This is a genomic window from Streptomyces sp. NPDC059850, from assembly GCF_042731515.1.
In the GTDB taxonomy this organism is placed as follows: Bacteria; Actinomycetota; Actinomycetes; order Streptomycetales; family Streptomycetaceae; genus Streptomyces.
Genome location: NZ_JBHWJI010000033.1, coordinates 30,756 through 56,290, shown reverse-complemented (window position 1 = coordinate 56,290; position 25,535 = coordinate 30,756). Strand labels below are relative to the sequence as shown.

General features: G+C 71.1%; 27 protein-coding genes. 14 read left to right on the top strand and 13 right to left on the bottom strand.

All coding sequences use genetic code 11. The annotated features are described in order from the left end of the window. Nucleotides 1–81: 81 nt before the first annotated feature. From ACFV9T_RS25500 to ACFV9T_RS25475, 6 genes are all read left to right on the top strand, one after another. Nucleotides 82–1,671, top strand: a complete 1,590-nt coding sequence (locus ACFV9T_RS25500; RefSeq protein WP_385444315.1) for an alpha/beta hydrolase — start codon at nucleotides 82–84, stop codon at nucleotides 1,669–1,671. Nucleotides 1,672–2,047: 376 nt separating this feature from the next. Further along, nucleotides 2,048–3,583, top strand: coding sequence for a sensor histidine kinase (locus ACFV9T_RS25495; protein WP_385444212.1), 1,536 nt, complete (start codon nucleotides 2,048–2,050; stop codon nucleotides 3,581–3,583). Between the two features lie 24 nt (nucleotides 3,584–3,607). Further along, nucleotides 3,608–3,994 (top strand): roadblock/LC7 domain-containing protein, encoded by a 387-nt coding sequence (locus tag ACFV9T_RS25490; protein ID WP_385444314.1) that lies wholly within the window; start codon nucleotides 3,608–3,610, stop codon nucleotides 3,992–3,994. Then, complete coding sequence (locus ACFV9T_RS25485; RefSeq protein ID WP_385444210.1) at nucleotides 3,991–4,353, top strand: DUF742 domain-containing protein; 363 nt, start codon at nucleotides 3,991–3,993, stop codon at nucleotides 4,351–4,353. The genes ACFV9T_RS25490 and ACFV9T_RS25485 overlap by 4 nt, the downstream gene beginning before the upstream one ends. Next, the gene (locus ACFV9T_RS25480; protein WP_385444208.1) at nucleotides 4,334–4,957 is read left to right on the top strand and encodes an ATP/GTP-binding protein; all 624 of its coding nucleotides are present in this window, start codon (nucleotides 4,334–4,336) and stop codon (nucleotides 4,955–4,957) included. Before ACFV9T_RS25485 ends, ACFV9T_RS25480 begins: the two co-directional genes overlap by 20 nt. Then, the gene (locus tag ACFV9T_RS25475; protein ID WP_385444207.1) at nucleotides 4,954–6,384 is read left to right on the top strand and encodes a cytochrome P450; all 1,431 of its coding nucleotides are present in this window, start codon (nucleotides 4,954–4,956) and stop codon (nucleotides 6,382–6,384) included. The genes ACFV9T_RS25480 and ACFV9T_RS25475 overlap by 4 nt, the downstream gene beginning before the upstream one ends. Before the next feature lie 50 nt (nucleotides 6,385–6,434). Here ACFV9T_RS25475 and ACFV9T_RS25470 read toward each other — a convergent pair whose 3' ends face one another. The 5 genes from ACFV9T_RS25470 to ACFV9T_RS25450 all read right to left on the bottom strand — a co-directional run bounded on the left by ACFV9T_RS25470 (nucleotide 6,435) and on the right by ACFV9T_RS25450 (nucleotide 10,888). Next, a complete protein-coding gene (locus ACFV9T_RS25470; protein ID WP_385444205.1) occupies nucleotides 6,435–6,587 on the bottom strand; it encodes a hypothetical protein in 153 nt (50 codons plus the stop codon). Nucleotides 6,588–6,680: 93 nt separating this feature from the next. Further along, complete coding sequence (locus ACFV9T_RS25465; RefSeq protein WP_385444203.1) at nucleotides 6,681–7,631, bottom strand: cytochrome c oxidase assembly protein; 951 nt, start codon at nucleotides 7,629–7,631, stop codon at nucleotides 6,681–6,683. 71 nt (nucleotides 7,632–7,702) lie between these two features. Then, nucleotides 7,703–8,728: a 6-phosphofructokinase gene (locus ACFV9T_RS25460; protein WP_385444201.1), complete on the bottom strand. Its 1,026-nt coding sequence runs from the start codon at nucleotides 8,726–8,728 to the stop codon at nucleotides 7,703–7,705. Nucleotides 8,729–8,884: 156 nt separating this feature from the next. Continuing rightward, complete coding sequence (locus tag ACFV9T_RS25455; protein ID WP_385444200.1) at nucleotides 8,885–9,625, bottom strand: type 1 glutamine amidotransferase; 741 nt, start codon at nucleotides 9,623–9,625, stop codon at nucleotides 8,885–8,887. Between the two features lie 24 nt (nucleotides 9,626–9,649). Then, complete coding sequence (locus tag ACFV9T_RS25450; protein ID WP_009712884.1) at nucleotides 9,650–10,888, bottom strand: MurT ligase domain-containing protein; 1,239 nt, start codon at nucleotides 10,886–10,888, stop codon at nucleotides 9,650–9,652. Between the two features lie 176 nt (nucleotides 10,889–11,064). Here ACFV9T_RS25450 and def point away from each other — a divergent pair, with 176 nt between their 5' ends. Next, a complete protein-coding gene (gene def / locus ACFV9T_RS25445; protein ID WP_385444198.1) occupies nucleotides 11,065–11,613 on the top strand; it encodes a peptide deformylase in 549 nt (182 codons plus the stop codon). Between the two features lie 42 nt (nucleotides 11,614–11,655). Here def and ACFV9T_RS25440 read toward each other — a convergent pair whose 3' ends face one another. Further along, the gene (locus ACFV9T_RS25440; protein WP_385444196.1) at nucleotides 11,656–12,315 is read right to left on the bottom strand and encodes a TetR family transcriptional regulator; all 660 of its coding nucleotides are present in this window, start codon (nucleotides 12,313–12,315) and stop codon (nucleotides 11,656–11,658) included. A gap of 177 nt (nucleotides 12,316–12,492) precedes the next feature. Here ACFV9T_RS25440 and ACFV9T_RS25435 point away from each other — a divergent pair, with 177 nt between their 5' ends. Then, complete coding sequence (locus ACFV9T_RS25435; RefSeq protein WP_385444195.1) at nucleotides 12,493–13,719, top strand: acyl-CoA dehydrogenase family protein; 1,227 nt, start codon at nucleotides 12,493–12,495, stop codon at nucleotides 13,717–13,719. A gap of 21 nt (nucleotides 13,720–13,740) precedes the next feature. Here the strand turns inward: ACFV9T_RS25435 and uppS are convergent, their stop codons facing one another. From uppS to ACFV9T_RS25410, 5 genes are all read right to left on the bottom strand, one after another. Next, entirely contained in the window at nucleotides 13,741–14,559 is an 819-nt protein-coding gene (uppS, locus tag ACFV9T_RS25430; RefSeq protein ID WP_385444193.1) for a polyprenyl diphosphate synthase, read from the bottom strand. Between the two features lie 114 nt (nucleotides 14,560–14,673). Further along, nucleotides 14,674–15,492, bottom strand: coding sequence for an SAM-dependent methyltransferase (locus tag ACFV9T_RS25425; protein WP_385444192.1), 819 nt, complete (start codon nucleotides 15,490–15,492; stop codon nucleotides 14,674–14,676). A gap of 65 nt (nucleotides 15,493–15,557) precedes the next feature. Continuing rightward, nucleotides 15,558–16,166 carry a hypothetical protein gene (locus ACFV9T_RS25420; RefSeq protein ID WP_385444191.1) on the bottom strand — a complete coding sequence of 203 codons (609 nt, stop codon included), beginning with the start codon at nucleotides 16,164–16,166 and terminating at the stop codon, nucleotides 15,558–15,560. A 203-nt stretch (nucleotides 16,167–16,369) separates the two neighbouring features. Continuing rightward, nucleotides 16,370–16,609: a DUF397 domain-containing protein gene (locus ACFV9T_RS25415; RefSeq protein WP_385444189.1), complete on the bottom strand. Its 240-nt coding sequence runs from the start codon at nucleotides 16,607–16,609 to the stop codon at nucleotides 16,370–16,372. Continuing rightward, entirely contained in the window at nucleotides 16,609–17,475 is an 867-nt protein-coding gene (locus tag ACFV9T_RS25410) for a helix-turn-helix domain-containing protein (RefSeq protein WP_385444187.1), read from the bottom strand. Before ACFV9T_RS25410 ends, ACFV9T_RS25415 begins: the two co-directional genes overlap by 1 nt. A gap of 292 nt (nucleotides 17,476–17,767) precedes the next feature. Here ACFV9T_RS25410 and ACFV9T_RS25405 point away from each other — a divergent pair, with 292 nt between their 5' ends. After that, nucleotides 17,768–19,168 (top strand): hypothetical protein, encoded by a 1,401-nt coding sequence (locus ACFV9T_RS25405; RefSeq protein ID WP_385444186.1) that lies wholly within the window; start codon nucleotides 17,768–17,770, stop codon nucleotides 19,166–19,168. A gap of 120 nt (nucleotides 19,169–19,288) precedes the next feature. Here the strand turns inward: ACFV9T_RS25405 and ACFV9T_RS25400 are convergent, their stop codons facing one another. Next, entirely contained in the window at nucleotides 19,289–20,074 is a 786-nt protein-coding gene (locus tag ACFV9T_RS25400) for an SDR family NAD(P)-dependent oxidoreductase (RefSeq protein ID WP_385444184.1), read from the bottom strand. 354 nt (nucleotides 20,075–20,428) lie between these two features. Here ACFV9T_RS25400 and ACFV9T_RS25395 point away from each other — a divergent pair, with 354 nt between their 5' ends. From ACFV9T_RS25395 to ACFV9T_RS25385, 3 genes are all read left to right on the top strand, one after another. Further along, complete coding sequence (locus ACFV9T_RS25395) at nucleotides 20,429–21,010, top strand: ATP-binding protein (protein ID WP_385444182.1); 582 nt, start codon at nucleotides 20,429–20,431, stop codon at nucleotides 21,008–21,010. After that, entirely contained in the window at nucleotides 21,007–21,492 is a 486-nt protein-coding gene (locus ACFV9T_RS25390) for a hypothetical protein (RefSeq protein ID WP_385444180.1), read from the top strand. Before ACFV9T_RS25395 ends, ACFV9T_RS25390 begins: the two co-directional genes overlap by 4 nt. 69 nt (nucleotides 21,493–21,561) lie before the next feature. Continuing rightward, nucleotides 21,562–22,323: a sulfite exporter TauE/SafE family protein gene (locus tag ACFV9T_RS25385; protein ID WP_385444178.1), complete on the top strand. Its 762-nt coding sequence runs from the start codon at nucleotides 21,562–21,564 to the stop codon at nucleotides 22,321–22,323. A 51-nt stretch (nucleotides 22,324–22,374) separates the two neighbouring features. Here ACFV9T_RS25385 and ACFV9T_RS25380 read toward each other — a convergent pair whose 3' ends face one another. Continuing rightward, nucleotides 22,375–23,313, bottom strand: coding sequence for a LysR family transcriptional regulator (locus ACFV9T_RS25380; RefSeq protein WP_385444176.1), 939 nt, complete (start codon nucleotides 23,311–23,313; stop codon nucleotides 22,375–22,377). A gap of 149 nt (nucleotides 23,314–23,462) precedes the next feature. On the opposite strand from ACFV9T_RS25380, the gene ACFV9T_RS25375 reads away from it, so the two are divergent. Together ACFV9T_RS25375 and ACFV9T_RS25370 are read left to right on the top strand one after the other, a co-directional pair. After that, the gene (locus ACFV9T_RS25375; RefSeq protein ID WP_385444174.1) at nucleotides 23,463–24,182 is read left to right on the top strand and encodes an SDR family NAD(P)-dependent oxidoreductase; all 720 of its coding nucleotides are present in this window, start codon (nucleotides 23,463–23,465) and stop codon (nucleotides 24,180–24,182) included. A 47-nt stretch (nucleotides 24,183–24,229) separates the two neighbouring features. Continuing rightward, a complete protein-coding gene (locus ACFV9T_RS25370; protein WP_385444172.1) occupies nucleotides 24,230–25,528 on the top strand; it encodes a flavin-containing monooxygenase in 1,299 nt (432 codons plus the stop codon). Nucleotides 25,529–25,535: the final 7 nt, after the last annotated feature.

The window sequence follows — 25,535 nt, the reverse complement described above, 5'->3', positions numbered from 1 at the left end:
CATCGCCGCACGGGCGGCGCGACAAAGCAGGGGGATTACTACGTGAAACGCACAGCACTCTTCGGCGTGGCCGGCGGCGTGATGACCGGTGCGCTGATAACCGGTGCGCTGGCCGCCCCCACGGCGGGGGCGTCGGAGCCCACGCGGACGCCGGGGGGCGTCGCCGAGGCCCGCGGGGCGGCCATCGCCGCGGCCCGGGCCGCGAAGACGGGCATCGACTGGACGGACTGTCCCGCCGACTGGAACCTGGCCAAGCCCATCCAGTGCGGCTATGTGACCGTTCCGCTCGACTACGCCAAGCCGAACGGACGCACCATCAAGATCGCGGTAGACCGCGCGGTCAGCACCGGCACCGCCTCCGAGCGGCAGGGTTCGCTGATCTACAACCCGGGCGGCCCGGGCGGCTCGGGGCTGCGGTTCCCGACCCGGGTCACCAACAAGAACCCGCTGTGGACGAAGACTTCGAAGGCGTACGACTTCGTCGGCTTCGATCCGCGCGGGGTCGGCCACTCGGCCGCCATCTCCTGTGTCGACCCGCAGGAGTACGTCAAGGCGCCCAAGGCGGACCCGGTACCCGACAGCGAGGCGGATAAGCGGGCGCAGCGCAAGCTCGCCGCGGAGTACGCCGACGGGTGCAAGGAGCGCAGCGGCTGGATGCTGCCGCATATGACGACGCCCAACACCGCCCGCGACATCGACGTCGTCCGGGCCGCGCTCGGCGACAAGAAGCTCAACTACCTGGGCGTGTCCTACGGAACGTACATCGGCGGGGTCTACGCGACGCTCTTCCCGGACCATGTGCGCCGCCTGGTCGTGGACTCCGTGGTCAACCCCTCGCGGGAGAAGATCTGGTACCAGGCCAACCTGGACCAGGACGTCGCGTTCGAAATGCGCTGGGACGACTGGAAGGCGTGGGTCGCCAAGAACGACGCGGCCTACCACCTCGGCGATACCCCGGCGAAGGTCCAGGCGCAGTGGGAGAAGCTGCGCGCGGCCGCCAAGAAGAAGCCGATCGGCGGGGTCGTCGGCCCGGCCGAGCTGCTCGGCTTCTTCCAGAGCGCGCCGTACTACGACTCGTCGTGGGCCACGGTCGCCCAGGTGTGGAGCGACTACCGGGCCGGTGACGAGAAGGCGCTCGTCGAGGCCGCGGGCCCGGACCTGTCCGACACCGCGGGCAACATCGCCTCGGAGAACGGCAACGCGGTCTACACCGCCGTGGAGTGCGCCGACGCCAAGTGGCCGACCAGCTGGCGGAAGTGGGACCGGGACAACACCCGGCTGCACCGCGACTACCCCTTCCTGACCTGGTCCAACGCCTGGATGAACCTGCCGTGCGCCACCTGGCCGTCGAAGCAGCACACCCCGCTGGAGGTCGGCGCGGGCAAGGGGCTGCCGAAGACGCTCATCGTGCAGAGCACCCGTGACGCCGCGACCCCGTACGAGGGCGCGGTCGAGCTGCACAAGCGGCTCAAGGGGTCGCGTCTGATCACGGAGAAGGACGCCGGTTCGCACGGCGTCACCGGGCTGGTCAACGCCTGCGTCAACGACCGGGTGGACGCCTACCTGCTCAAGGGCACGGTGGACGCCAAGGACGTGACGTGCGCTCCGCACGCCACTCCGAAGCCCGCGAAGACCGGCACGGCCGCGAAGGCCGCCGGGGCCGTCTCGTAACGGTCGGCCGGGCCCGCTTCCGTACGAGTCGGCGCGTACGGTAGCGGGCCCACCACGGCGGCCGCCCCCCCCCGGGGCGGCCGCCGTTCGTATGTCCGGGAAAACTGCCGACTGTACAACTCACCGCCGAGTCCGGCGAGTCGGCGCATGATGTCCGTAATCACCTTGTATGCGCCACAAGTTGGTGGTGTGGGGTTTCGAGTTCCCCAGGGGTGTGAGCGAATGCGATCGCTTTTTTACGCCCACGGAATTCACCCCCTGGATTTGTTACCAAGAAAAAATCATCGTCATTTCGAGATGTGCCATCACCGCTATGCTCCAGGGCCCATAGCGAGTTCTTCGCACGTATTTTCTCCCGCTGCTTTTAAGGAAGCCGATGGTTTTCGCCGGCGCGTCACCTGGAGGCCGACGGCCCGCCTCCGTGCTCGTATGGCTCATCCCTCCCGCCGCGATGGCGGCCTGCGCGGCGCTCGCCGTGACCGTGGTGTCCGCCGGAGCGCGGGCCACGGTCGCCGCGTGCGGCGCGGCGGCGACGCTCGCGGTGGCCCTCGCGGCGGCCGAGGCGGCCCGCCGCGGCCGCCGGATCGGCAGGCTGCGCGCCCGGCTCGCCGAACAGGACGCCGCGTACCAACGGCGCCTGGCCCACCAGGAGACGGAGACCCGGCGGCTCGCCCAGGAGGTGCTGCCCGCCGCCGTGGCCCGGCTGCAGCGCGGGGCCGAGGTCGACGTCGTCATGCGGAGCATCGAGCCCTCGCCCGTCCTCGACCCGGACTTCGAGTCCGCGCACCTGGCCGTCCTGCGGTCGGTGCTAGAGATCGTGCGGGCCGAGGAGGACCTGCGGGACGCGGCCGGGCGGGCGTTCGTCAACATCGCCCGCCGGGTGCAGGCCATCGTCCACCAACAGGCCATGGACATGCGGGACATGGAGGACAAGCACGGGGCCGCCCCCGAGGTCTTCCACGATCTGCTCCACCTCGACCACGGCAACGCCCTGATCGGCCGCCTCGCCGACTCCATCTCCGTACTGGGCGGCTCCCGCCCCGGCCGCCAGTGGCGCAACCCGGTGCCGCTCTACAACGTGCTGCGCGGCGCCATGTCCCGCATCCTCGAATACCGGCGGGTGGATCTGCACTCGGTGGCCGACGTCGGCATCGTCGGCCCGTCCGTGGAGCCGCTGATCCACGCCCTGGCCGAACTGCTCGACAACGCCACGCGCTACTCCCCGCCCAAGACCCGGGTGCATCTGACCGCCGTCGAGGTCCAGTCCGGGGTCGCGGTCGAGATCGAGGACGCCGGGGTCGGCCTCTCGGAGGAGAGCCGCAGGCGGACCGAGTACGTACTGGACCAGGCGGGCACCGGCTTCGACCTCGACGACCTCGGCGAGACGCCCCGGCTGGGCCTGGCCGTGGTCGGCCGCCTCGCCGTGAAGTACCGGCTCCAGGTCTCGCTGCGGCCCTCCGCCTACGGCGGCGTCCGCGCGGTGCTCGTCGTCCCGCAGGACGTCATCTGCCCCACCCCCGCCCCCGGCGGCGCCATCGCCCGGGCCCAGAAGCTGCCGCCGCCCAAGCCCATCAAGCGCGCCGCACCCTATCCGCCGCTGCCCGACAACATCACCGGCCCGGTCGCCCACGACCACAACGGCATCCGCCACAACACCGCGGGACTGCCCCAGCGCCGCCGCCGGATGCCGACCGTGACCCCGCCCATCCGGATCCAGGCCGACCCGGAGCCCGCCCCGGCGGGCCCTGCGGCCCCGGCCGAGCCGCCCGTACAGCCGGGCATGTGGCTGGCCGCGTTCACCAAGGCCGTCTCCGGCGAGGCGGATCCGGTGGACACCTCCGGCCAACCGTACGGCGAAGAGCCGTCGGACACGTCGCACGCCTGGGACAACGCCTCGGATAAGGGTGAGTAGCAAGTGACGCAAGCGCGGTTCAACATGGACTGGATGCTCCGGGACCTCGCCAAGAGCGTTCCGCAGACCCGCCACGTGGTCCTGCTGTCCTCGGACGGCCTGTGCATGGCCCAGGTCGGCACGGACGGGGACACCGCCGACCGGCTGGCCGCCGCCTGCGCGGGGCTGCAGAGCCTGTCGACGGCGATCGCCGCCGAATTCCCCACCGGCGACGGGCGGATGCGGCTGGTGGTCATCGAGGTCGACGGCGGCTTCTTCTATCTGATGGCGGCCGGGACCAGCTCCTACCTCGCGGTCCTCGCCGAGGACGGCGTGGACGCCGGGCTGATGGGCCAGTGCATGAGAGACCTGGTCGCCCGGCTCGGCGAACATCTCAGCAGCCCGCCACGGGCCGACGGACGCTTCACATGAGCCGGACCGGAAAGGGCGCCGACGAAGGCGGCCCCGAACGGCTCTACATGGTCGACGGCGGCGCCCCCGGCCGGTCCGCGCGGGCGGACACCATCGAACTGGTCAGCCTGATCGTCGCCCGGACCGAACCCGAGCCCGGCATGCTGCCCGAGGCCGCCGCCGTGCTGAGGATGTGCCACTTCCCGCTCTCCGTGGCCGAGATCTCCGCCTACCTGACCCTGCCCGTCAGCACCGTGACCGTTCTCCTCGCGGACCTGCTCGCCCACCAGCAGGTGGAGGCCAGGTCCCCGGTCCCGGCCGCCGTGCTGCCCGACACCGAACTCCTCCAAGCGGTGATGCATGGACTACAGAACCTCTGAGACGCTCGCCGGACCCCGCAGCGAGGACACCCTCCCGGCCTCCGCCACCGCGGCCGTCAAGATCGTGATCGTCGGCGGATTCGGCGTCGGCAAGACCACCATGGTCGGCTCGGTGAGCGAGATCCGCCCGCTGACCACCGAGGAGACGATGACCCAGGCCGGGGTCGGCGTCGACGACATCGCCGGGGTGGAGCGCAAGACCGAGACCACCGTGGCCATGGACTTCGGCCGGATCAGCCTCAACGAACGGCTGGTGCTCTACCTCTTCGGTACCCCCGGCCAGGAGCGCTTCTGGTTCCTGTGGAACGGCCTCTTCGAGGGCGCGCTCGGGGCCGTCGTCCTCGTCGACACCCGCCGCCTGGAGGTCAGCTTCGACGTCCTGGGACGGCTGGAGGAGCGCGGCGTCCCCTTCGTCGTCGCCATCAACGCCTTCCCCGGGGCGCCCGCCCACCCCGTCGAACGGCTGCGCGCGGCCCTGGACCTGCCCGACACCGTCCCCATCATCGACTGCGACGCCCGCGACCGCGCCTCCAGCCGCGACACCCTCCTCAGCCTCGTGCGCTATCTGCAGCACCTCACCACCGTGACCCCGGAGACACCGTGACCCCTCCTCCCGACCAGTGCCCCGCCCACGCCCGGAGCCCCCTCGCCGGTGTGGTGGACCTCTTCGGATCCGAGAACGAGAAGGACCCGATGGGCCTGTACGAGCGGCTGCGCACCGAACACGGACCGGTGGCCCCGGTGCGGCTCGGCGGCGACGTACCGGCCTGGCTGCTGCTGGGCTACCGCGAGAACCTGGAGGTCGCCCGCACCCCCTCCCGCTTCTCCCGCGACTCCCGGTACTGGAGCGCCTGGGCGGAGGGCCGGATCCCGGACGACTCGCCGCTGCTGCCCGTGGTCGGCTGGCAGCCCATGTGCACCTTCGCCGACGGCGACGAGCACGAGAGGCTGCGCGCCGCGCTCACCGACAGCATGAACCGCGTCGACCGCCGCGGCATCCGCCGCCACATCACCCGCTTCACCCATCAGCTGGTCAACGACTTCTGCGCCGACGGACAGGCCGAACTGGTCACCGGCTTCGCCCAGCGGCTGCCCATGCTCGTCCTCACCCAGCTGCTCGGCATGCCCGACGAGTACGGCCCCCGGCTGGTCGAGGCCACCCGCGACCTGATGAAGGGCTCCGACACGGCCCTGCGCAGCGACCAGTACGTCACCGACACCCTCCGCCAGCTCGTCGAACGCAAGCGCGCCGAACCCGGCAGCGACCTCGCGTCCTGGCTGCTGAGCCACCCCTCCCAACTCACCGAGGAGGAGGTCGTCCAGCATCTGCGGCTCGTGCTGCTCACCGGCAACGAGACCACCACCAACCTCATGGCCAACACGCTGCGCATGGTCCTCACCGACCCGCGCTTCCGCGCCTCTCTGGCGGGCGGCCATATGACCCTGCCGGACGCCATCGAGCACGTGCTGTGGAACGAACCGCCGCTCACCGTCATCCCCGGCCGCTGGGCCACCGGCGACACCGAACTCGGCGGACGGCAGATCAAGGCCGGGGACATGCTGCTGCTCGGCCTCGCCGCCGGGAACGTCGACCCGGCCATCCGCCCCGACCTCGGCGCGCCCATGTACGGCAACCGCTCGCATCTGTCGTTCAGCGGCGGCCCGCACGAATGCCCCGGCCAGGACATCGGCCGCGCCATCGCGGACACCGCCATCGACACCCTGCTGCTGCGCCTGCCCGATCTGCGTCTGGACGTGCCGGAGCCCGAGCTGACCTGGGTGGCGTCGTGGATCTCCCGCCATCTGGTCGCGCTGCCGGTCGCGTTCATGCCGCGCAGGCCCGAGACCGATCCGGTGGACACCTCCGGCATGCTGCTCGCGCCCAAGCTGCGCCCCATGCGGCGACGGCCCGCGGGCGACGAGGAAGCCTTACCCGCGGGCGGAACCGCCACCGCCGGTAGCACGGCACCGCCCGCCCGTGTCCCGTGGTGGACGGCCCTGTGGCGGTGGCTGCGCGGCACCTCCGCGTGACGTAACGCCCCCTCAGCGGGCGTTACGCCTCTCAGCGGGCGTTACGCCCCTCAGCGGGCCAGCAGCGTCCCCACCGCCAGCAGCGCGAGCACGACCCAGGCGAACCACAGCCAGCCGTTGCTCCCGAGCGCCACGGTGTAGGCCGTCACCACCACCAGGCCGCCCACCGCGCACGCCGTCATTCCCTTGGCAGATCCGGTCATCCCCGACCTCCTCACGGCGGTCCCGGCACCCCACCGCCGGAACACCGGCCCCACGGCCGAGACTCCATCGTCTCTCGGCCATGGGGTTCCCGGCTAGCGTCCGCGAGCCTGGAGCGAGGCCAGATAGGCGTTGTACGCGGCGAGTTCCTGATCGCCGTCACGGTCCGCCGTACGGTCGTCACGCCGCGCTTGGCGCTGGTCGGACTTGTACCACTGGTACACCAGCGCCACCAGCACGATCACCGACGGCACCTCACTGAACGCCCAGGCGATGCCGCCCGCCGCGTTCTGGTCGGCCAGCGCGTCGATCCCCAGCGAGCCGGGCGGGTGCTCGAAGCTGCCGACCATGGGCGCGCTCGCCATCATCAGCGCGATCCCGAAGAACGCGTGGAACGGCATCCCCGCGAACAGCTCCAGCATCCGCATCACATAGCCCGGCCGGTGCGGGCCCGGGTCCACGCCCATGATCGGCCAGAAGAAGACCAGGCCCACCGCCAGGAAGTGGACCATCATCGCGATGTGCCCGGCCTTGGAGCCCATCAGGAAGTCGAAGAGCGGGGTGAAGTAGAGCCCGTACAGGCTCGCGATGAACAGCGGGATCGTGAACACGGGGTGGGTGATGATCCGCATGTAGCGGCTGTGCAGCAGGGCCACCAGCAGCTCCCGAGGCCCCTTGCGGCCCCGCCCGCCCGCCGGGAGGGCGCGCAGGGCCAGCGTCACCGGGGCGCCCAGCAGCAGGAGGATGGGGGAGACCATGCTGATGATCATGTGCTGGACCATGTGGACGCTGAACATGACCATGCCGTAGTCGTTCAGCGCGGTGCACATCGAGACCGCGACCGTCAGCACACCCGCCACGAACGCCACCAGCCGCCCCACCGGCCAGCTGTCCCCGCGCCGCCACAGCCGCGCCGCGCCCCAGCCGTACAGCGCGAGCGCCAGCACACAGCCGACCAGGAAGAAGGGATCACCGCCGAACGCCAATCCGCGTGCGAGGGTGAACGGCGGCAGATCCATCATCATGCCGTGTCCGCCGTGATCCATCTGAGTATCCGGCCTTCCTGCTCAACCCGGTGTGCACCAAATGTGCCCGCACCAGCGTAGAACCCGTCAGCTCAGAGCACGCACTCGGCCTCGGTGTACCGCTCGGCGGGTACCGTCTTCAGCCGCTCCACCGCTTCCGCGAGCGGCACCAGCACGATGTCCGTACCGCGCAGCGCCGTGATCTTGCCGAACTCGCCGCGGTGCGCCGCCTCCACGGCGTGCCAGCCGAAGCGGGTGGCCAGCACCCGGTCGTACGCCGTCGGCGTGCCGCCGCGCTGCACATGGCCCAGGATCACCGGCCGGGCTTCCTTCCCCAGCCGGTGCTCCAGTTCGACGGAGAGCAGGCGGGCGATACCGGCGAACCGCTCGTGGCCGTAGACGTCGCGTTCCCCCGCCGCGTACTCCATCGTGCCCTCGCGCGGCTTGGCGCCCTCGGCGGCGACCACGATCGCGAACTTCTTGCCCGCCTCGAACCGGGCCCCGACGGTCCGGGCCAGGTCCTCGATGTCGAACGGGCGCTCCGGTACGACGATCGCGTGGGCGCCCGCGGCCATGCCCGAGTGCAGCGCGATCCAGCCGGTGTGCCGCCCCATGACCTCGACGATCAGGACCCGCTGATGCGACTCCGCGGTGGTCTTGAGCCGGTCCAGGGCCTCGGTCGCCACCCCGACCGCGGTGTCGAAGCCGAAGGTCACATCGGTCGACGCGATGTCGTTGTCGATCGTCTTCGGGACGCCGACGATCGGCAGCCCGGCGTCCGACAGCAGCCGGGCCGCCTTCAGGGTGCCCTCGCCGCCGATCGGGATGACCGCGTCCAGGCCCAGATCCTCGACATGGCCCCTCGCGCGCTCCACCCCGTCCCGCAGATGCGCGGGCTGTACCCGGGTCGAGCCGAGGATGGTGCCGCCGAGGGCCAGGATGCCGCCCACGGCGTCCAGGTCGAGCTTGCGGTAGTCGCCCTCAAGGAGGCCCTTCCAGCCGTCCTGGAAGCCGATCACCTCGTCGCCGTGGTCGACGACGGCGCGGTGGACGACGGACCTGATGACCGCGTTCAGCCCGGGGCAGTCGCCGCCGGATGTGAGCACACCGATGCGCATGGCGCGTGATTCCTCTGTCTGCGTTGGAGCGGACATCCGGACCGCGCTGTCCGGCTGGACGACGACACCCTACAAGCGCCGGACGCCCAGGGAAGCGCTTCGCCGCCAGGTGTCCGGCATACGGTCACCCGGCGGCTCAGCCGTGCGCGAGAGCGCTCAGGCGGGCTGCGCGGTGGCCGCCGCGATGCGCTCGTTGCGCAGCGCCTCGTACCACTGGTCGTCCACCGGCGGCAGCCCGTTCACATCGAGCGCCAGCTTCAGCAGATGGTCCGCGATGTGCGGGTTGCGGGCCATCACCGGGCCGTGCATGTACGTACCGAAGACGGTGTCCTTGTACGCGCCCTCGTAGCCGTCGCCCGTGCCGTTGCCGTTGCCGAACCGGACGCGCGCGAGCGGGCGCGCGGTCGGGCCCAGGTGGGTGACGCCCTGGTGGTTCTCGAACCCGGTCAGCGGCGGCAGCCCCAGCGGGTCGTCGATGTCGGCCAGTACGTCGCCGACGCAGCGGGCGCCCTCGCCGCGGGTGCTGATCACGTCCAGCAGACCAAGGCCCTGCTGGCGCTGGCCGAGGTCGTTGACGAACTCGTGGCCGAGGATCTGGTACCCGGCGCACACCGAGAAGACGATCGCCCCGTTGGCGACCGCGCGGTTCAGCCCGCCGTCCCGCATCAGCCGCTCGGAGGCCAGCCGCTGCGGGCGGTCCTCACCGCCGCCGATCAGGTAGATGTCCCCGGAGGTGGGGATCTGCTGGTCGGAGCGGACGTCCAGCCGGGAGACGTCCAGCCCGCGCTGGCGCGCCCGGCGCTCCACCACCAGGACGTTGCCCTGGTCGCCGTACGTGCTCAGCAGGTCGGGGTAGATCCAGACCAGACGCAGGCCATTCTGGCTCGTGCTACGCATCGTCGTGTCTCCTCGTACGGGGGGTCAGTTGCCGACCCGGCGGCGCAGGTCTTGGAACGCGGTGTAGTTGGCGATCACCTCGATGCGGCCGGGCGGCGAGATCCGCACCGCCTCGTCCGCGTCGGCGCAGACCCGGAAGTCCAGCCCGGCGACCTCCAGACGCACCGCGAGGTCCAGCTTGCGGTCGCCGATCACGCAGATCGGGTGCCCGGCGAGCCGGGTGTAGTCCACGTCCCAAAGCCAGGAGGTGTCGGTGCCGTCCGCGCCGCGCGCGTTCACCGAGAGGATCACCGGGGTGGGCGGCGGGTCGATCAGCGAGAACGTCTCCAGCCAGCCGGCCGGGTTCTTCGCCAGCAGCAGCCGCAGCTCGCGCTCCTGGAAGGTGACCACGTCGTAGCGGCCCGCGACGGCCTGCACCTGGTACATCCGCTCCAGGGCGACCTGCGGCGGCACGCCGAAGGTCGCGGCGACGGCCGCCGAGGTGGCCGCGTTCGCCTTGTTGGCGCGGCCGGGCAGCTGGAGGTGGATCGGCCAGGCCGCGCCGTGCGGGTCCAGCACGTATTCGCCGTTCAGCGCCCAGCTGGGCACCGGGCGGCGGAAGCCGCACTCGCCGCACACCCAGTCGTCGCCGGGGCGCTGGAGCACACCGCCGCAGGCCGGGCAGGACCAGGCGTCGTCCTTCCACTCCTGGCCCGCCGCGACCCACACCACATTGGGGCTGGAGGAGGCGGCCCAGACGATGAGCGGGTCGTCCGCGTTCGCGATCACCGTGGCCTTCGTACCGGCCAGGCCCTCGCGCCACTTCTCGGCGAGCATCCGGGTCTCGGCGGCCCGGTCGAGCTGGTCGCGCGACAGGTTGAGCAGCGCGATGGCCTTGGGCTCGGTGTCGCGGGCGACCCCGGCGAGGTACTTCTCGTCGACCTCGATCACGCCGTAGCGGGCGTCGGAGCCGCCCGCCAGGGCCGAGGTGATGCCCGCGGGCATATTGGCCCCGAGCGCGTTGGAGACCACCGGGCCCGCGGCCCGCAGCGCCTCGGCGATCAGCCGGGTCGTCGTGGTCTTGCCGTTGGTCGCCGACACCAGGATCACGTCCAGGTGGTGCGCCAGCCTGCTGAGCAGATCGGGGTCGAGGCGCAGGGCCACCTTGCCGCCGATCACCGATCCGCTGCCGCGGCCCGCGGCCTTCGAAACCGCCGCCGCGGCCTTGCCCGCCGTCACGGCCAGCTTGGCACGTGGCGACAGCGGCTCTGAGTTGCCTGCCATCGTCTCTCGATCCTCCTCGCATACCGGCGCCGCACCTGCCCCCCGAGGCACCGGTGGTACGCCCCCTCCGTGCCGAATCGCCAGCCGGGAGGCCACGGTCGGGGATCAGCCTATCGAGATCCGGGCGGTGTCCCGAATCCCGTCGCCCCTTCCGGGGGACCGTACGCTTGGCTCTCATGCGAAACGGCGCGATCCCGGGAAGCCGGGGGACGGTACGGCCCCTGCGGCTGCTCGGCGATCAGGCGCTGCGCGCGCCGTGCGAGGAGGTCACCGCGTACGACACCGCGCTCGCCCGGCTGGTCGAGGACCTGTACGCCACGATGTACGCGGCGGGCGGGGTCGGTCTCGCCGCCAACCAGGTCGGGGTGGGGCTGCGGGTCTTCGTCTACGACTGTCCGGACGACGAGGACCGGCGCCATCTGGGGCATGTGGTCAACCCGAGGCTCACGGAGGCCGACGGGGTGACGGTGCGGGGCACCGAGGGCTGTCTGTCGCTGCCGGGCGTCGAGTCGGGCACTCCGCGCTTCGACCGCGCGGTGGTGGAGGGCGTGACGGTGACCGGGGACCCGGTGCGGGTCGAGGGCACCGGCTTCTTCGCCCGCTGCCTCCAGCACGAATGCGACCACCTGGACGGCGGGCTGTTCCTGGACCGGCTGGACGGGCTGCGGCGGCGCCGGGTGCTGTGGGCGGCCCGCCGCGCGCCGTGGGCGCGCGAGCGGACGTAGGGGGCTTACGGGGCGCTCAGAACCCCGGTTCAGAACCCCGGTTCAGAACCCCGGGGCGCCGAACCGGTCGTCCACCAGGGCCAGCCTGCCCCACAGCAGATCGGTGAGGTGGTGCACCAACCGCTCGCGGGAGCAGGGTCGTTCCCGCAGCCACCAGTCGCCCGCGGCGTGCATCATGCCGACGATCCCATGGCCCCAGATCCGGGCCACCTCCTCGCCGCCGGGGCCGAGTTCGACCCGGTCGGCGATCACCTTGGCCAGCTCGTCGCCCATGCGGCGCAGCAGCGGGGCGGAGTGGTGGCCCACGTCGAAGCCCTGCTCCTGCTCCTGCTGGTGGCCCTGGTCGGCCGGGTGCATCAGGAAGCGGTACACCTGGGGCCGGGCCTCGATCGCCGCCAGATAGGTGTCCAGCGTGGCCGCCACCCGGCCCCGGCGGTCGGGCGCGGGGGCGTCCAGGGCCTTGCGCAGCGAGGCGAGCAGGGCGTCGGTGTGGCGTACCGCGAGGGCGCGGTAGAGCCCTCCCTTGTCGCCGAAATGGCGGTACAGAATGGGCTTGGTAATGCCCGCTTCGGCGGCGATCGCGTTCATCGAGGCCTCGGGGCCGTCGCGCAGCACCACCCGGTCGGCGGCCTCCAGCAGCTCCTTGCGGCGCCGTGCGGCCGCCTGCTGCTGATCCTCGCGCTGACTGGTCCCGGTCTCCATGACGTGGCCTCCCCGCCCCCTGACGTTTCACGCGTATAGATGGGCTCCGCGTATCTGCGCAACGTAACACCCGCCCGGGGTAAGGGGTTCGCGCAGCCGTGGAGTTGACATCGCCTACTCGCCGGTAACACACTGCTGTTACCGCAGGTAACAGCAGATGCAGCAGGTGGAGGGGCCATGGCGGAGTTCTCGTTCGACCTCAACGAAGATCAGAAGGCAGTGCGCGAGTGGATCCACGGCTTCGCCGCGGACGTCATGCGCCCCGCCGCCGCGGAATGGGACGAGCGCGAGGAAACGCCCTGGCCGATTATCCAGGAGGCCGCCAAGATCGGCCTGTATTCGCTGGACTTCTATGCCCAGCAGTATTTCGACCCCACCGGTCTCGGCATTCCCATGACCATGGAGGAGCTGTTCTGGGGCGACGCGGGGATCGCCCTGTCCATCGTCGGCACGGGCCTCGCCGCCGTCGGCGTGCTCGCCAACGGCACCGAGGAGCAGATCGGCACCTGGATCCCGCAGATGTACGGCGACGCGGGCGATGTGAAGGTCGCCGCCTTCTGCTCCTCCGAGCCCGACGCGGGCTCCGACGTCTCCGCCATGCGCACCCGGGCCGTCTACGACGAGGCCAAGGACGAATGGGTCATCAACGGCACCAAGACCTGGGCCACCAACGGCGGCATCGCGAGCGTCCACGTCGTGGTCGCGGCGGTCGACCCCGGCCTCGGCTCCAAGGGCCACGCGTCGTTCATCATCCCGCCGGGCACCCCCGGTCTGTCCCAGGGCCAGAAGTTCAAGAAGCACGGCATCCGTGCCTCCCACACCGCCGAGGTGGTCCTCGACAACGTACGGGTGCCCGGCAGCTGCCTGCTCGGCGGCAAGGAGAAGCTGGACGAGCGCCTGGCCCGGGCCCGCGAGCGGGCCACGGCGGGCGGCGAGCGGCTGAAGAACGCCGCGATGGCCACGTTCGAGGCGTCCCGCCCGGCCGTCGGCGCCATGGCCGTCGGCACCGCCCGCGCCGCGTACGAGGTCGCGCTCGACTACGCCAAGACCCGGCAGCAGTTCGGCCGCCCCGTCATCGACAACCAGGGCGTCGCCTTCCAGCTCGCCGACATGCGCACCCGGATCGACGCCGCGCGGCTGCTGGTGTGGCGGGCCTCCTGGATGGCCGTGAACGGCAAGCCCTTCGACTCGGCCGAGGGCTCCATGTCCAAGCTGTTCGCCAGCGAGACCGCCAAGACGGTCACCGCCCAGGCGGTCCAGATCCTCGGCGGGAACGGCTTCACCCGCGAGTACCCGGTCGAGCGCATGCACCGCGACTCCGCGATCTACACGATCTTCGAGGGCACCAGCGAGATCCAGCGCCTGGTCATCGCCCGCACCCTCTCCGGCGTCCCGATCCGCTGAGACGCCGGAGTCATCCTGGGGTCACCTCGCGCCGAAGCGGCGTTTGCGCCCGGCGAACGCCGCCAGCAGGTCCCGCAGTTCCTCCGCCGTGAAATCCGGCCACAGGGTGTCCACGAAGAACAGCTCCGCGTAGGCCGCGCGCCACAGCATGAAGTTCGAGATCCGCTGCTCCCCGGACGTCCGCACCAGCATGTCGATGTCCGGGAGGTCGCCGTGCGGCAGGTGCCGGGTGAACAGCGCCTCGTCGATCAGGCCCGGATCCAGCGCCCCGTCCGCCGAGGCCCGGGCCAGCGAGGTCGCAGCGCGGGCGATCTCCTCCCGCCCGCCGTGGTTGAAGCAGAAGGCCAGCGTCATCGCGCGGTTGTCGGCCGTCTCGGCCTCGGCCCGGCGCAGGGCGGCCAGGGTGGAGCGGGGGAGACGGGCCTCGGAGCCGAGCCAGCGCAGCCTCACGCCCCGCTCGCCGTACGCGCGGAAGACGTCGGCGAGCTGGGCGGTGAGCCGCATGAGGGCGGCCACCTCGGCGCGCGGCCGGTTCCAGTTCTCGGTGGAGAAGAAGAACAGCGACAGATGCTCGACGCCCTCCTCCAGCGCCGTGTCCACCACCCGTGGCAGCGCCAGCACCCCCGCCTCATGGCCCCGGGTGCGGGAGAGGCCGCGCAGGGCGGCCCAGCGGCCGTTGCCGTCCATGATGATGGCGAGGTGCCGGGGCAGCCCCGGGGCGTCGTCCTGGGGGCCACGGGGGCCTCGGCACTGCCGTACGACGGCGGGCGGCGGGCCGGTGACGGACGCCCGCAGCAGCCGCTTGACCGAGGGCACTCTCCAGGCTCCGACCTCGAACACCCGCGCGTCCCTCCGCCTCGGCTTCCCGGTGCCGTGTCTGACGACGGGGCGGGGCCGCGGGTTACCTCCCCGGTGGCCGAACCATTCGTTTGGTCGGCACGGCGACAGCTGTCGTCATGGCTTCCGCGCGACACCCCCGTGCACATCCGTCGTCTCGATGGGAGTCTCGGACGGCTCGGGCCGCCACAGCGGACAGGAGACGATACCCGGTTCGAGCAGCTCCAGGCCGTCGTAGAAGCGGCTGACCTGCTCCACGCCGCGCAGCACGTACGGCACGGCGCCGGTGTCGTCGTAGCCCTGCTGGGCCTCCTTGAGCGCCTGGTCGGTGTCGGTGCTGTCGTAGTGGACGAAGTAGCTGCCGGACGGCAGCGCCGCCTGCAGCCGCCGGACGATCGACACCGCCTCGTCGTAGTCCTGGATGTGGCCGAGGATGCCCATCAGCATCAGGGCGACCGGCCGGTCGAAGTCCAGCGTCTTGGCGGCCATCTCCAGGATCCGCTCGGGCTCGTGCAGATCGGCGTCGATGTAGTCGGTGACGCCCTCGGGGGTGCTGGTCAGCAGCGCCTGGGCGTGCCGGAGCACCAGCGGGTCGTTGTCGACGTAGACGATCCGGGCCTCGGGCGCCATCCGCTGGGCCACCTGGTGGGTGTTGTCGTAGGTGGGCAGCCCGGTGCCGATGTCCAGGAACTGGCGGATGCCGCACTCGCCCGCCACATGGGTGACGGTGCGGATGAGATAGGCGCGCGAGGCGCGGGCCATGACCTCGATGTTCGGGGCGACCTCCCGGTACTGGTCACCGGCGGTCCGGTCGACCTCGTAGTTGTCCTTGCCGCCCATCCAGTAGTTCCAGATCCGCGCCGAGTGCGGCACGGTGGTGTCGATCTTCGACCACGCCTGCTGGCTGGTGCCGGGGGCGGACGAACCGTTGGTCATCGGGACTTCTCCTGCCGTACGTCATGCCTGCGAGAGGCTCCAACTTACCCACTATTACCGGGAGTTCATCGATTCCCGGCATAGCGGCGGACGGGTGAGCGAATCCGTGGCAGGCGGCGGGCGAACGAGGCGGTCTGGAGCGTCACCGGAGTCTCGCCGGGGCCCGGCTCGGCGCCGGGTCCGGAATCGGGATCCGGCTCCTCGCCGACCGTGAGCACCGGGGCGTGCTGGGCGAGGGTGCGGAAGGCCAGGTCGAACCCGACCAGCGCGGCGCCGATCTCGGCGAGGTCGGCCGCACCCGCGCCGCGCGCGGCCGTCAGCCGGTCCTCCAGCACCGCAGCGGGCGCGGTCACATGGACGAAGGCCCCGTCGCGCTCGGCGACCGCCTCCGCGAAGTCGAACGCCTGGATCCAGGTCACCCGGGAGTGCCCGCGCCGCATCGGCCCGTAGACCAGCTCGCCGACCAGCCCCGCGTCCACCGCGAGCGCCCCGTCCTGCTGGAGCAGTTCGCGGTAGGGGCGGGCCGGGTCGAGGTGCGGGAGGTCGGGGGAGGCGCGGGTGACGGCGAAGCCGTGCCGGTCCGCGAGCCCGGCCAGCAGCCCGTCCCGGCGGACGCCTTCACAGCCCTCGACGATCAGTGTGCGCCGCTGTGCGACCGCATGCTGGAGCTTCATCCCGTCTTCCCGTCGTTCCGGAGCGACCCGGATTGGATGGAGGGACGACACCGCCGCCCGCCACGGCGCCTTCAGTGTGCGTGGCGGTACGGCGGAGGCGGGAGTGCGCTACGGGGTTGTGCGGTTGTGCGACCGTAGTGGTTTTCGAATCGTGGCCCGTCAGGTGGTGCGCCCGGCGCACTCCCCGATGTCTTCCCGGGCGGTCAGCCGATCAGGAAGTCGGCCTCGCCCGCCTTGGCGGCCTCCAGGAAGGAGGCGACCTCGGAGCGGCTGTAGATCAGGGCGGGACCGCCGGGGTCGGTGGACTGGCGCAGAGCCACCCGGCCGTCCTCCAGCCGCTTGGCCTCGATGCAGGTGCCTCCGTTGGACCCGCTCCAGGGCTTTTCCCAGCCCTCCGTGCCCAGGTCCGTGGCCGGCATCCCGGTGTAGACGGGGTCTGTCATCACAGCTCCTTACGCAGTTCGGCCAGGATGGTGCTGGTATCGCCGATCGGGTCGGCCTGGACGGCCATCCGGTCCAGGACCTCCAGATAGGCCACGACCTCATGCGGCCGGTCCACGTAGACCGCGCCGGTGAGGCTCTCGGTGTAGACCACGTCGGGCAGTTCGGAGAACCCGAAGCGGAAGTAGTGGAAGGGGCCGAAGGCCCCGGGGTGCGGCCCGGACGCGAAGCGCATGATCTGCAGCCGGACCTTGGGCATCGACAGGGTGTCGACGATGTGGTCGATCTGGTCCCGCATCACCTCGCTGGGACCGACCGGGCGGCGCAGCACCGTCTCGTCGAGGATGGCCCACATGATCGGCGCGTCGGCCTTGGTGAGCAGGGACTGCCGCTGGAGGCGCAGCGCGATCCGGCGCTCCAGCTCCTCCTCGGTGTCGTTGGGGAAACCGATACGGAGCACCGCCCGGGCGTAGTCCTCCGTCTGCAGCAGCCCGGGGACGTAGTGCGGCTCGTACGCACGGATGACCGTAGCCTCGCTTTCCAGGCTGACATACGCACTGAACCAGTCGGGCAGTACGTCCCGGAACTGATGCCACCAGCCGGGCTGGTTGGCCTCCCGGGCGAGGGCGAGGAAGCTTTCGATCTCAGGTCCCCGGACGCCGTAATTCCGCAGCAGTTCCTTGACGTACGGGATCTTGAGGCCGACCTCCGCCTTCTCCATCCGGCGCACCGTCAACGGGGTCACTTCGATGGCCTGAGCTGCCTCTTCGAAGGAAATCCGGGCCCGCTCCCGTAAGTGCCGCAGGCGCTTCCCGAGGACCCTGCGTAAGACGGTGGGGGCGGCGCCGCTCGGCCGTGCCTCGCTCACGTCCCGCCTCCCTGAAGGGCTGTCATATGCCTGCACAGTGTGCCTGGACAGTGTGCCACGAGCCGGACGACACAGACAGAGCTATGCGGATCGTTCTGAAATTATCAGAACGAAGGTTGCGGGGTGAGCGACTCACCACGCATAGTGAGCAGGTGACCCATCTCACCCTCCACGGCGGGGGCTCCCAACCTCCTTTGTCCACAACGTCGTTGACGAAGCCGATGCACAGTGCGGCGCCGCGCGGCGGGGATCCCGTACACCTCCGTGGCGCGTGCCGGGGAGGGTTACGGTGATGCCGGGCGCACAGCCGGGAAGCGGGCGCCAGAGTGCCCCCGCCAACGCCGCGTTGGCCGCGGCCCTCAAGGAATCCGGGTGCTCCTACGCCTCGTTGGCGCACCGGGTCAACGAGCTGGGCCGCAGACAAGGACACGAGTCGAACTACGACAAGGCGTCCGTCACCCGCTGGTTGCAGGGCGGTCAGCCGCGCGGCAACACGCCGGAGCTGATCGCCGCCGTGCTCTCCCACCGGCTCGGCCGGCCGCTGGCGCCCGCCGAGCTCGGCTTCATCGCCGACCGTCAGCGCCCCGTCGTCGCCAGAGCGCTGGCCTACCGGGAGGACGTAGCAGAGACCTTGCACACGCTCGCCGAACTCGGCTCCACCGATATCTCCCGCCGCAGCCTGCTGGGCGCGGTGCCCTTCGTCGCCGGAGCCCTGGTGACCCCGCAGCGCGAATGGCTGCTGTGGCTGGTCGAGAACCAGGACACCCCCCGGCTCTCCTCCGTGGCCGATGGCGGCCGCGTCGAGCAGGTCCACGCGGCCATCAGCATGTTCGACGAGATGGACAACCGCTTCGGCGGCGGCCAGGTCCGCGCCAGCATCGTGCTCTATCTGTCGACCGAGGTCGTGCCCATGCTCCAGCAGCGCGGCGCGCCGCCGCACGAGCGGCGCCAGCTGTTCACCGCGGCCGCCAAGCTGGCCGCGATGGCCGGCTGGAGCTCCTACGACAACGCCGAATACGGCCTGGCCCAGCGCTATATGACCCAGGCGCTGCGGCTGTGCGCCGAGGGCGGCGACCGGGTGCTCGGCGGCCAGATCCTGGCCGGTCTGTCCCATCTGTCCACCAACCTCGGCCAGCCGGAGGCGGGGGTCGAGCTGGCCAGAGTCGGCGTCGCCACCGCGAAGAACGCGGGCAGCCCGCTCGGCCTGATGCGGCTGCACGCCATGGCCGCCCGCGGCCATGCCGCGCTCGACCAGCCCCGGGAGGCGTCCAAGTCGCTGCGCGCCGCCGACGCCCAGCTGGAGGCGAGCCGGGGTGCCCAGCAGGAGTCGCCCTGGGTGCGCTTCCTGGACCACCACTATCTGGCGGCCGAGGCGGCCCTGTGCTTCCGGGACCTGGGGAACGCGGCGGAGGCCGAGCTTGCGGCCGCCGAGTCGGTGCGTGCCAACGCCGACCGCCGCCGCCGCCAGGCCATCAGCCGCTCCGTCCTCGCCACGGCCTACCTCCAGCAGAACCGGCTGGACGAGGCCATCGGCACCGCGGGCGAGGCGCTGGACACCCTCAGCGGGGTGCACAGCGAGCGCTCGATCCAGGCGCTGCGTGACTTCCGCTCCCGGCTGCGTCCCCGGCGGGGCGAGCCCATGGTGCGTGACTTCGAGCATCGCTCCCGGTCGGTGCTCGGGTCCGCGGCCTGACCGCGGCACGCGGTGGGCCCCCGGAGCGGGGGACCGGGGGGCTGCCGCGTGCGCGGACGCAGGGGCCCAGGGGTGTCTCCCGATCCGGGAGGCACCCCAGAGGCCTGTGTTGACGCTGTGTCAATAGCCGTTCGGAGTGGGGGCGTTCTGGGCCCGGTCCACGGGCAGATGGGCGCCGGAGACCCCGCTGGAGGCGTCGGAGAGCAGAAACGCCACGACGTGGGCGACCTCCAGCGGGGTGACCAGCTCGCCGCCCGGGACCTCGGCCGTGAACCGGGCGTACCGCTCGGGCTCCTCGTCGCGCATCCGGTCCCAGCGCTTGCCGGGGATGAGCATCGAGCCGGGCGAGACGGCGTTCACCCGGATGTGGTCCGGGCCGAGTTCGCGGGCGAGTGAGGCCGCCAGATGGATCTGGGCGGCCTTGGCCGCCCCGTACTGCGCCTGGGGCCCCGGTTTCCACCCGGAGATGGAGGCGATCACTACCACCGAGCCGCCGCCGCACCGCCGCAGCTGCGGTGCCGCGGCCGTGACCAGCCGCGCCGTATGGCCGACGTTCAGCTCCCAGGTCGCGGACCAGTCCCGGGCGTCCGCCTCCTCCAGGCCTCGGCCGCGTGCGCCACCGGCGGACGCGACGACGCCGTCCAGCCCGCCGAAACGTTCCGCCGCTGCCTGGACGAATGCCTCCAGCCGGTCCGGTGCGGTGAGGTCGAGGGCCTCGGTGAACAGCGCCCCGGGTTCCGCCGTATCCAACGACGTCTCAAGGGCCCGCAGATCCCCGGCCGTCCGCGCACAGGTGGCCACCCGCGCGCCGGACGCGGCCAGCAGCCGCACGATCTGTTCGCCGAGCCCCCGGGTGCCCCCGGTGACCAGCACCCGCTTGCCGTCCAGGCGGAACGCCCCGTTCACGGCTGCCCCGCACGGGCCGTACAGCCCGAACCACTACGCCCGTACAACCGGACAACCCCCATGCCCTCTCGCCCTCCGGTCGGTTCAACCGTTTTTCTACATGACGGTGACCGATGACGCTCCGAGCTGCCTTCGAAGGAGGAACCATGCCGGTTTCCGGCACCAACCGCGACCGCGTCGACTCCGTCCGTGGCAGCCGGTCCAGGCGGGTCGGACGGGGGGCGCGCACCTACCGCCACCGGCTCAGATGCGGCGCTGTCAGTCGCCAGCAAGCGCCTACCCGCATACCCGGACATCAACCACCCCATGTGCCTGTATGTCACGAGAGCCCACAGACCGACGAGGACGGACACCGTGAGCCGATCCCTCCCAGGACTGCCGCAGCGGCCGGCACCGGCCGATGACGAGGACCTGGGGCGCGACCGCCCTGCCCTCGCGGTGTCCGTCAACCGCTACCGCGTCCGGATCACCGGGCCCGAGCCGTGCGGGGAGGGGCCGATGAGCGCCCTCGTCACCCGGCGGCTCTTCCGGGCCGAATTCCCCGCCCTTCCCGACCGTGCCGCCGCGGTGCGGCGCATGGTCACCGGCCATCTGAACGAATGGCGGCTCGGCGCGCTCGTGGACGGCGCCGTCCTCGCCACCAACGAACTGTTCGCCAACGCGGTCGAGCACGGCAGCAACGGCGCCGCCGACACCGTGACCATCACGGTCTCCCTGGAGGTCGCCGCCGGACCCTTCGGCCATGAGTTACGGGTCGAAGTGGCCGACGGCTCGCCCGTCATCCCCATCTTCCGCAGCGCCTCGCCGACCGAGGAGTCCGGCCGGGGTCTCGCCATCGTCGACTGCCTGGCCAGTGACTGGGGCACCGAGCCGCCGGACCCCGGGGGCGAGGGGAAGAAGGTGTGGTTCACCCTGCCGCTTGAGCGGGCCTCATGAGCCCTGTGGGCGGCACCGTGCAGACCGACGCGGCCGACTGGCTGCTGTCCGCCAGCGACGACCCCGGGCGGGTGCGGCTCCAGTGGGCCAGCGGGGACGGCCTCGCCGACCTGCCGGTGGGCACCGTATTCGACCTGGTCCGGATGGCCGACGACATCGGTACGGCGGTGATCCAGGCCCTGCAGCGGCGTGACGCCGCGACCGGGCCCGTGATGCTGGCGACCTCCAGCCATGTGCTGACGTTCCTGGTCCCGCCCGGTTCCGCCGCCGAGTGGAAACGCTGGCTGGCCGGGACCCCGTACGCCCGCCGCCGCACGGTCGCGGCGGCCGGGGCGGGCCGGGTGCTGCGGTGCCCGCGCCCGGGGTGCGTACGGCGCGGCCACGTCTGGCTGACCCGGCCCGGGGACGGCCTCACCGACAGCCGGACGCTGCGCGCCGCGCTGGAGGAGGCGGGTCCTCCGCGGCCGCTCTGGAGGGCGTAGGGGGCAAGACCCCGCTTAAGCCCACCCCGCCGTATCCGCGCAGGTGGGGACGTAGCATCGTGTCGTGGCATGAACACCCTCGCCCTCTGGGAACTGGCCGTGCTCGCCGGTGCGGCCCTGCTCGTCGGCTTCTCCAAGACCGCCGTCAGCGGGGCCAATACGGTCAGCCTCGCCCTCTTCGCGGCCGTACTGCCCGCCCGTGAGTCGACGGGTGTGCTGCTGCCGCTGCTCATCGTCGGCGATGTGCTCGCCGTGATCACCTACCGGCGGCACGCCCACTGGGCCACCCTGTGGCGGCTGCTTCCGGCGGTCGCCGTCGGGGTGGTGGCGGGCTGGGTGTTCATGCTGTGGGCCGACGACGCGGCGGTGCGCGTGTCGATCGGCGCGATCCTGCTGTTCATGGCCGGGGTCACGGTGTGGCGGCGGCGTACGGGGGCGGACGCGGCCGCGTCCGCCCGGCCGGACGGCGGCGCCGGGGGCCGGGTCAAGGCCGGTTCGTACGGCGCGCTCGGCGGGTTCACCACCATGGTCGCCAACGCGGGCGGCCCGGTGATGTCCCTCTATCTGATCTCCTCCGGCTTCCGGAAGCTCGGATTCCTGGGTACCTCGGCCTGGTTCTTCTTCATCGTGAACGTGTGCAAGGTGCCCTTCAGCGTCGGTCTCGGCCTGATCGACGGCCCCTCCCTGCTGCTGGACGCGGGCCTCGCGCTCTTCGTGATACCCGGCGCGATCCTCGGAAAGATGTGCGTCGACCGCATCAACCAGCTGCTCTTCGAGCGGCTGGTGATCGCGGCGACCGTGCTGGGCGGACTGCAGCTGCTGCTGCGCTGACGGGGGACCCTCGGCGGGGACGGCGGGCTGCCCGATCTTGTCCGTTCCCGCTCAGTGCCGGTCACCCTGCGCCGCCTTTGACCGCAACCCTCTGATGTGGCGGTGTGCCAGCGACATGAAGCGGCGGGTGGCCGGCGAGAGCCCGCCGCTCGCGCGGGTGATGAAGGCGAACCTCTCCCTGTAGGGAGGATCGAGCGGCGCCACGAAGATCCGGTTCGCGCTTTCGTAGGGGCGCACGGTGAAGTACGAGACCAGCGTGTCGCCGATTCCCTTGAGTGCCAGCTCAAGCGCCGCCATCTGAAACTCCACCTCGATCTCAGGTCTGACCTCCACCCCCGCCGCCGCGGCACGCTCGGAGAGGCCGCGGCGGAGCGGGTCCTCGGTCTGCCAGTGCGTCTCGGAAAGGATCAGCCTCGCCTCGGCGAGGTCGGCGATGGAGACCGGCTTGGCCGTGTGCGTGGGATCGGCGCTGGCGTACACCACCTCGTCGACGAGAACGGGATCGCTCACCTTCAGTTGGTGCTCATCGATCGGCAGCTGTACGAGGCCCGCCTCGAGGTCACCCCGTCGCACGCTCTCGGCGACCTCGGACGAGTTCAGGCCGACGATGCGCACCCGGACCTGAGGGTGGAGAGTGCGGAACTCGGAGATCAACGGCACGAGCAGGTACTGGTGGGCGCTGCTGAAGGTGCCGAACAGGACCTCTCCCCGTGACAGGGCTCCTGCCTCCCGCGCGGTGGAGGTGAGGTCGTCGGCGCTGCGCACCGTCTGTTCCGCGAGAGGGATCATGAGCCGGCCGAAGTCGGTCAGCTGGAGTTTCCTGGTCGTGCGGCTGAACAGCTGGGCGTCAAGGGTGCGCTCGAGCCGCCGGATCTGCTCGGACAGGCTCGGCTGCGCCACGAATTCCGCGGCCGCGGCCGCCGAGAAGGAGCCGGTCTCGACGGTCCGGAGGAAGTAGCGCAGCTGCCGCAGCGTGGGCCCTTCAGCCATCAGGACCACTCCTTGATTCATAGGAAAAACCTTGAACTCCTGGTGAAAATATCACCGTAGACGGGTCCGCCGACAGCTCCCAGACTGGAGAACCAGCAGCTCAGGAGTGAGCCACATCACTCGCAATGAGATCAGTCAAGGGATTTGCTATGACTCAAGGTTCGGCGGCGAAGACCGCGGTCGTCACGGGTGCGGCCAGCGGCATGGGCCGCTCCACCGCGGAGGCTCTGGTCAAGGAAGGCTGGGACGTCCTGGCGCTCGACCGGGAGGCGGCTGAGTTCGATGTCGCGGGCGAGGTCATCCGTACCGTCGAGGTGGATGTGACGCGTCGCGACGAGGTACGCGACGCCATCGCCGACCATCTGGCGGAGTCCCCACGGCACGTGGAGCTGGTCGCGAACATCGCGGGCGTCTACCCGCCGAGCACCCTCGAGGACTTCTCGGAGAGCCAGTACCGCAAGGTCTTCGACGTGAATGTCCTCGGCGTCCTCAATGTCACCGCCGAGGCGGCGGCGCACATGTCCGAAGGCGGAGCAGTGGTCAACTTCGCTTCCGTGGACGCCTTCGCGGTCTCGCCGGGCCAGCTGCTCTACGGCGCGTCCAAGGCGGCCGTCGTCATGCTGACCAAAGAGATGGCGCTGGAGCTGGCCCCGCGGAAGATCCGGGTCAACGCGATCGCACCGGGCTGGGTGAACACGCCCGGCAACGCGGCGACCGGCCGCATGGCATCCGCGGCCGCCGGAATCCCGCTGGGACGCGTGGCCCAGCCCGAGGAGATCGCTCGCTGGGTGTCGATCCTCGCGAGTACGGACGCGGCCTTCATGACGGGCGAGACGGTCGTCCTCTCCGGCGGCGACGTCCTCCGCTGACCGGCTCCATGCTGACCGGCTCCCTGCGCATCGTTGAAAGGAACCTCATGGCCACTTACTGCATCGTCGGCTCCGGTGCGGCCGGGCTGTCCGCCCTCAACGTCCTGACCGAACGCGGCTACGAGGTCGACTGCTATGAGAAGAGCGACCGCGTCGGCGGGCACTGGAACACCGACTACGACGCCCTGCATCTGATCACCTCGCGTGATCAGACCACCTTCGAGGGCTTCCCGATGCCCGAGGACTACCCGTACTTCCCCCGGCGGGACCAGATCCGCGACTACATCGCCTCCTACGCGCGGACCCGCGGGCTGGAGCGGCGGATCTCGTTCAACACCGAGGTCGTGTCGGTGACGCCCGTCGAGACCGAAGGTCCCGTGGGCTCGGCCGGGTGGAACGTCGCCACCTCCCACGGGGCCGGCGTCTACGACGGCGTCCTCGTCGCCAACGGTCACCTGTGGGACCCGAAGGTTCCCTCGGTGCCGGGCTCGTTCGCGGGAAAGCAGATCCACTCCAGCGGCTACCAGAACGTCGGCGACATCGAGGGCACCAGGGTGCTGGTGGTCGGCGCGGGCAACTCCGGCTGCGACCTCGCCGTCGACGTCGCACAGCACCGCCTCGAAGCCGACATCGTCGTACGGCACGGCACCTACTTCCAGCCCAAGATGTACTTCGGCCGCCCACGCCAGGAGCTGGGCTTCATGGCCGAGTTCTCGCCCTCGGAGCAGGACCTCATCGCACGGCTGCTCGCCCGCGTGTCGATCGGCCGGAACGCCGACTACCCAGGACTGCCCGTACCGCGGCACCGTGCCCTCGCCGACGGCCCCGCCGTGGTCAACGACCTGCTGCTGTACTGGATCCACCACGGACGCGTCGGTGTCGTCGGGCACGGTGTCGAGCGCTTCGACGGCCACACCGCGCACTTCACGGACGGCTCCGCCAAGGACTACGACACCATCCTCTGGGCCACCGGTTTCCACCCGACGCTGCCGTTCCTCGACGAGGAACTGGTGCCACGGCGCGAGGGCCGACCGCTGAGGTACGGCGGCGGGATCGTCCCCCAGGGGCTGGAGAGGCTGTACTACATCGGGCTGTCCGCACCCCGCGGTCCTCAGATCCCCGTCTACGGCACCCAGGCCAAGATCGCCGAACGCATGATCGCGATGCACGAGGAAGCCGGGGACGTTGGCGCGGGCATCGCCGCCTACCTGGGCCGCCTCCAGGAAGCCGACGACCGCATCGATATCCCGCGCGACATCTGGAACGCCCAGATCGCCGATACGGAGCGGCTGCTGGAGGCGTATGCGGCCACCGTCGGCACAGACGAAGCCCAGCTCACCAAGTGAGCCTCAG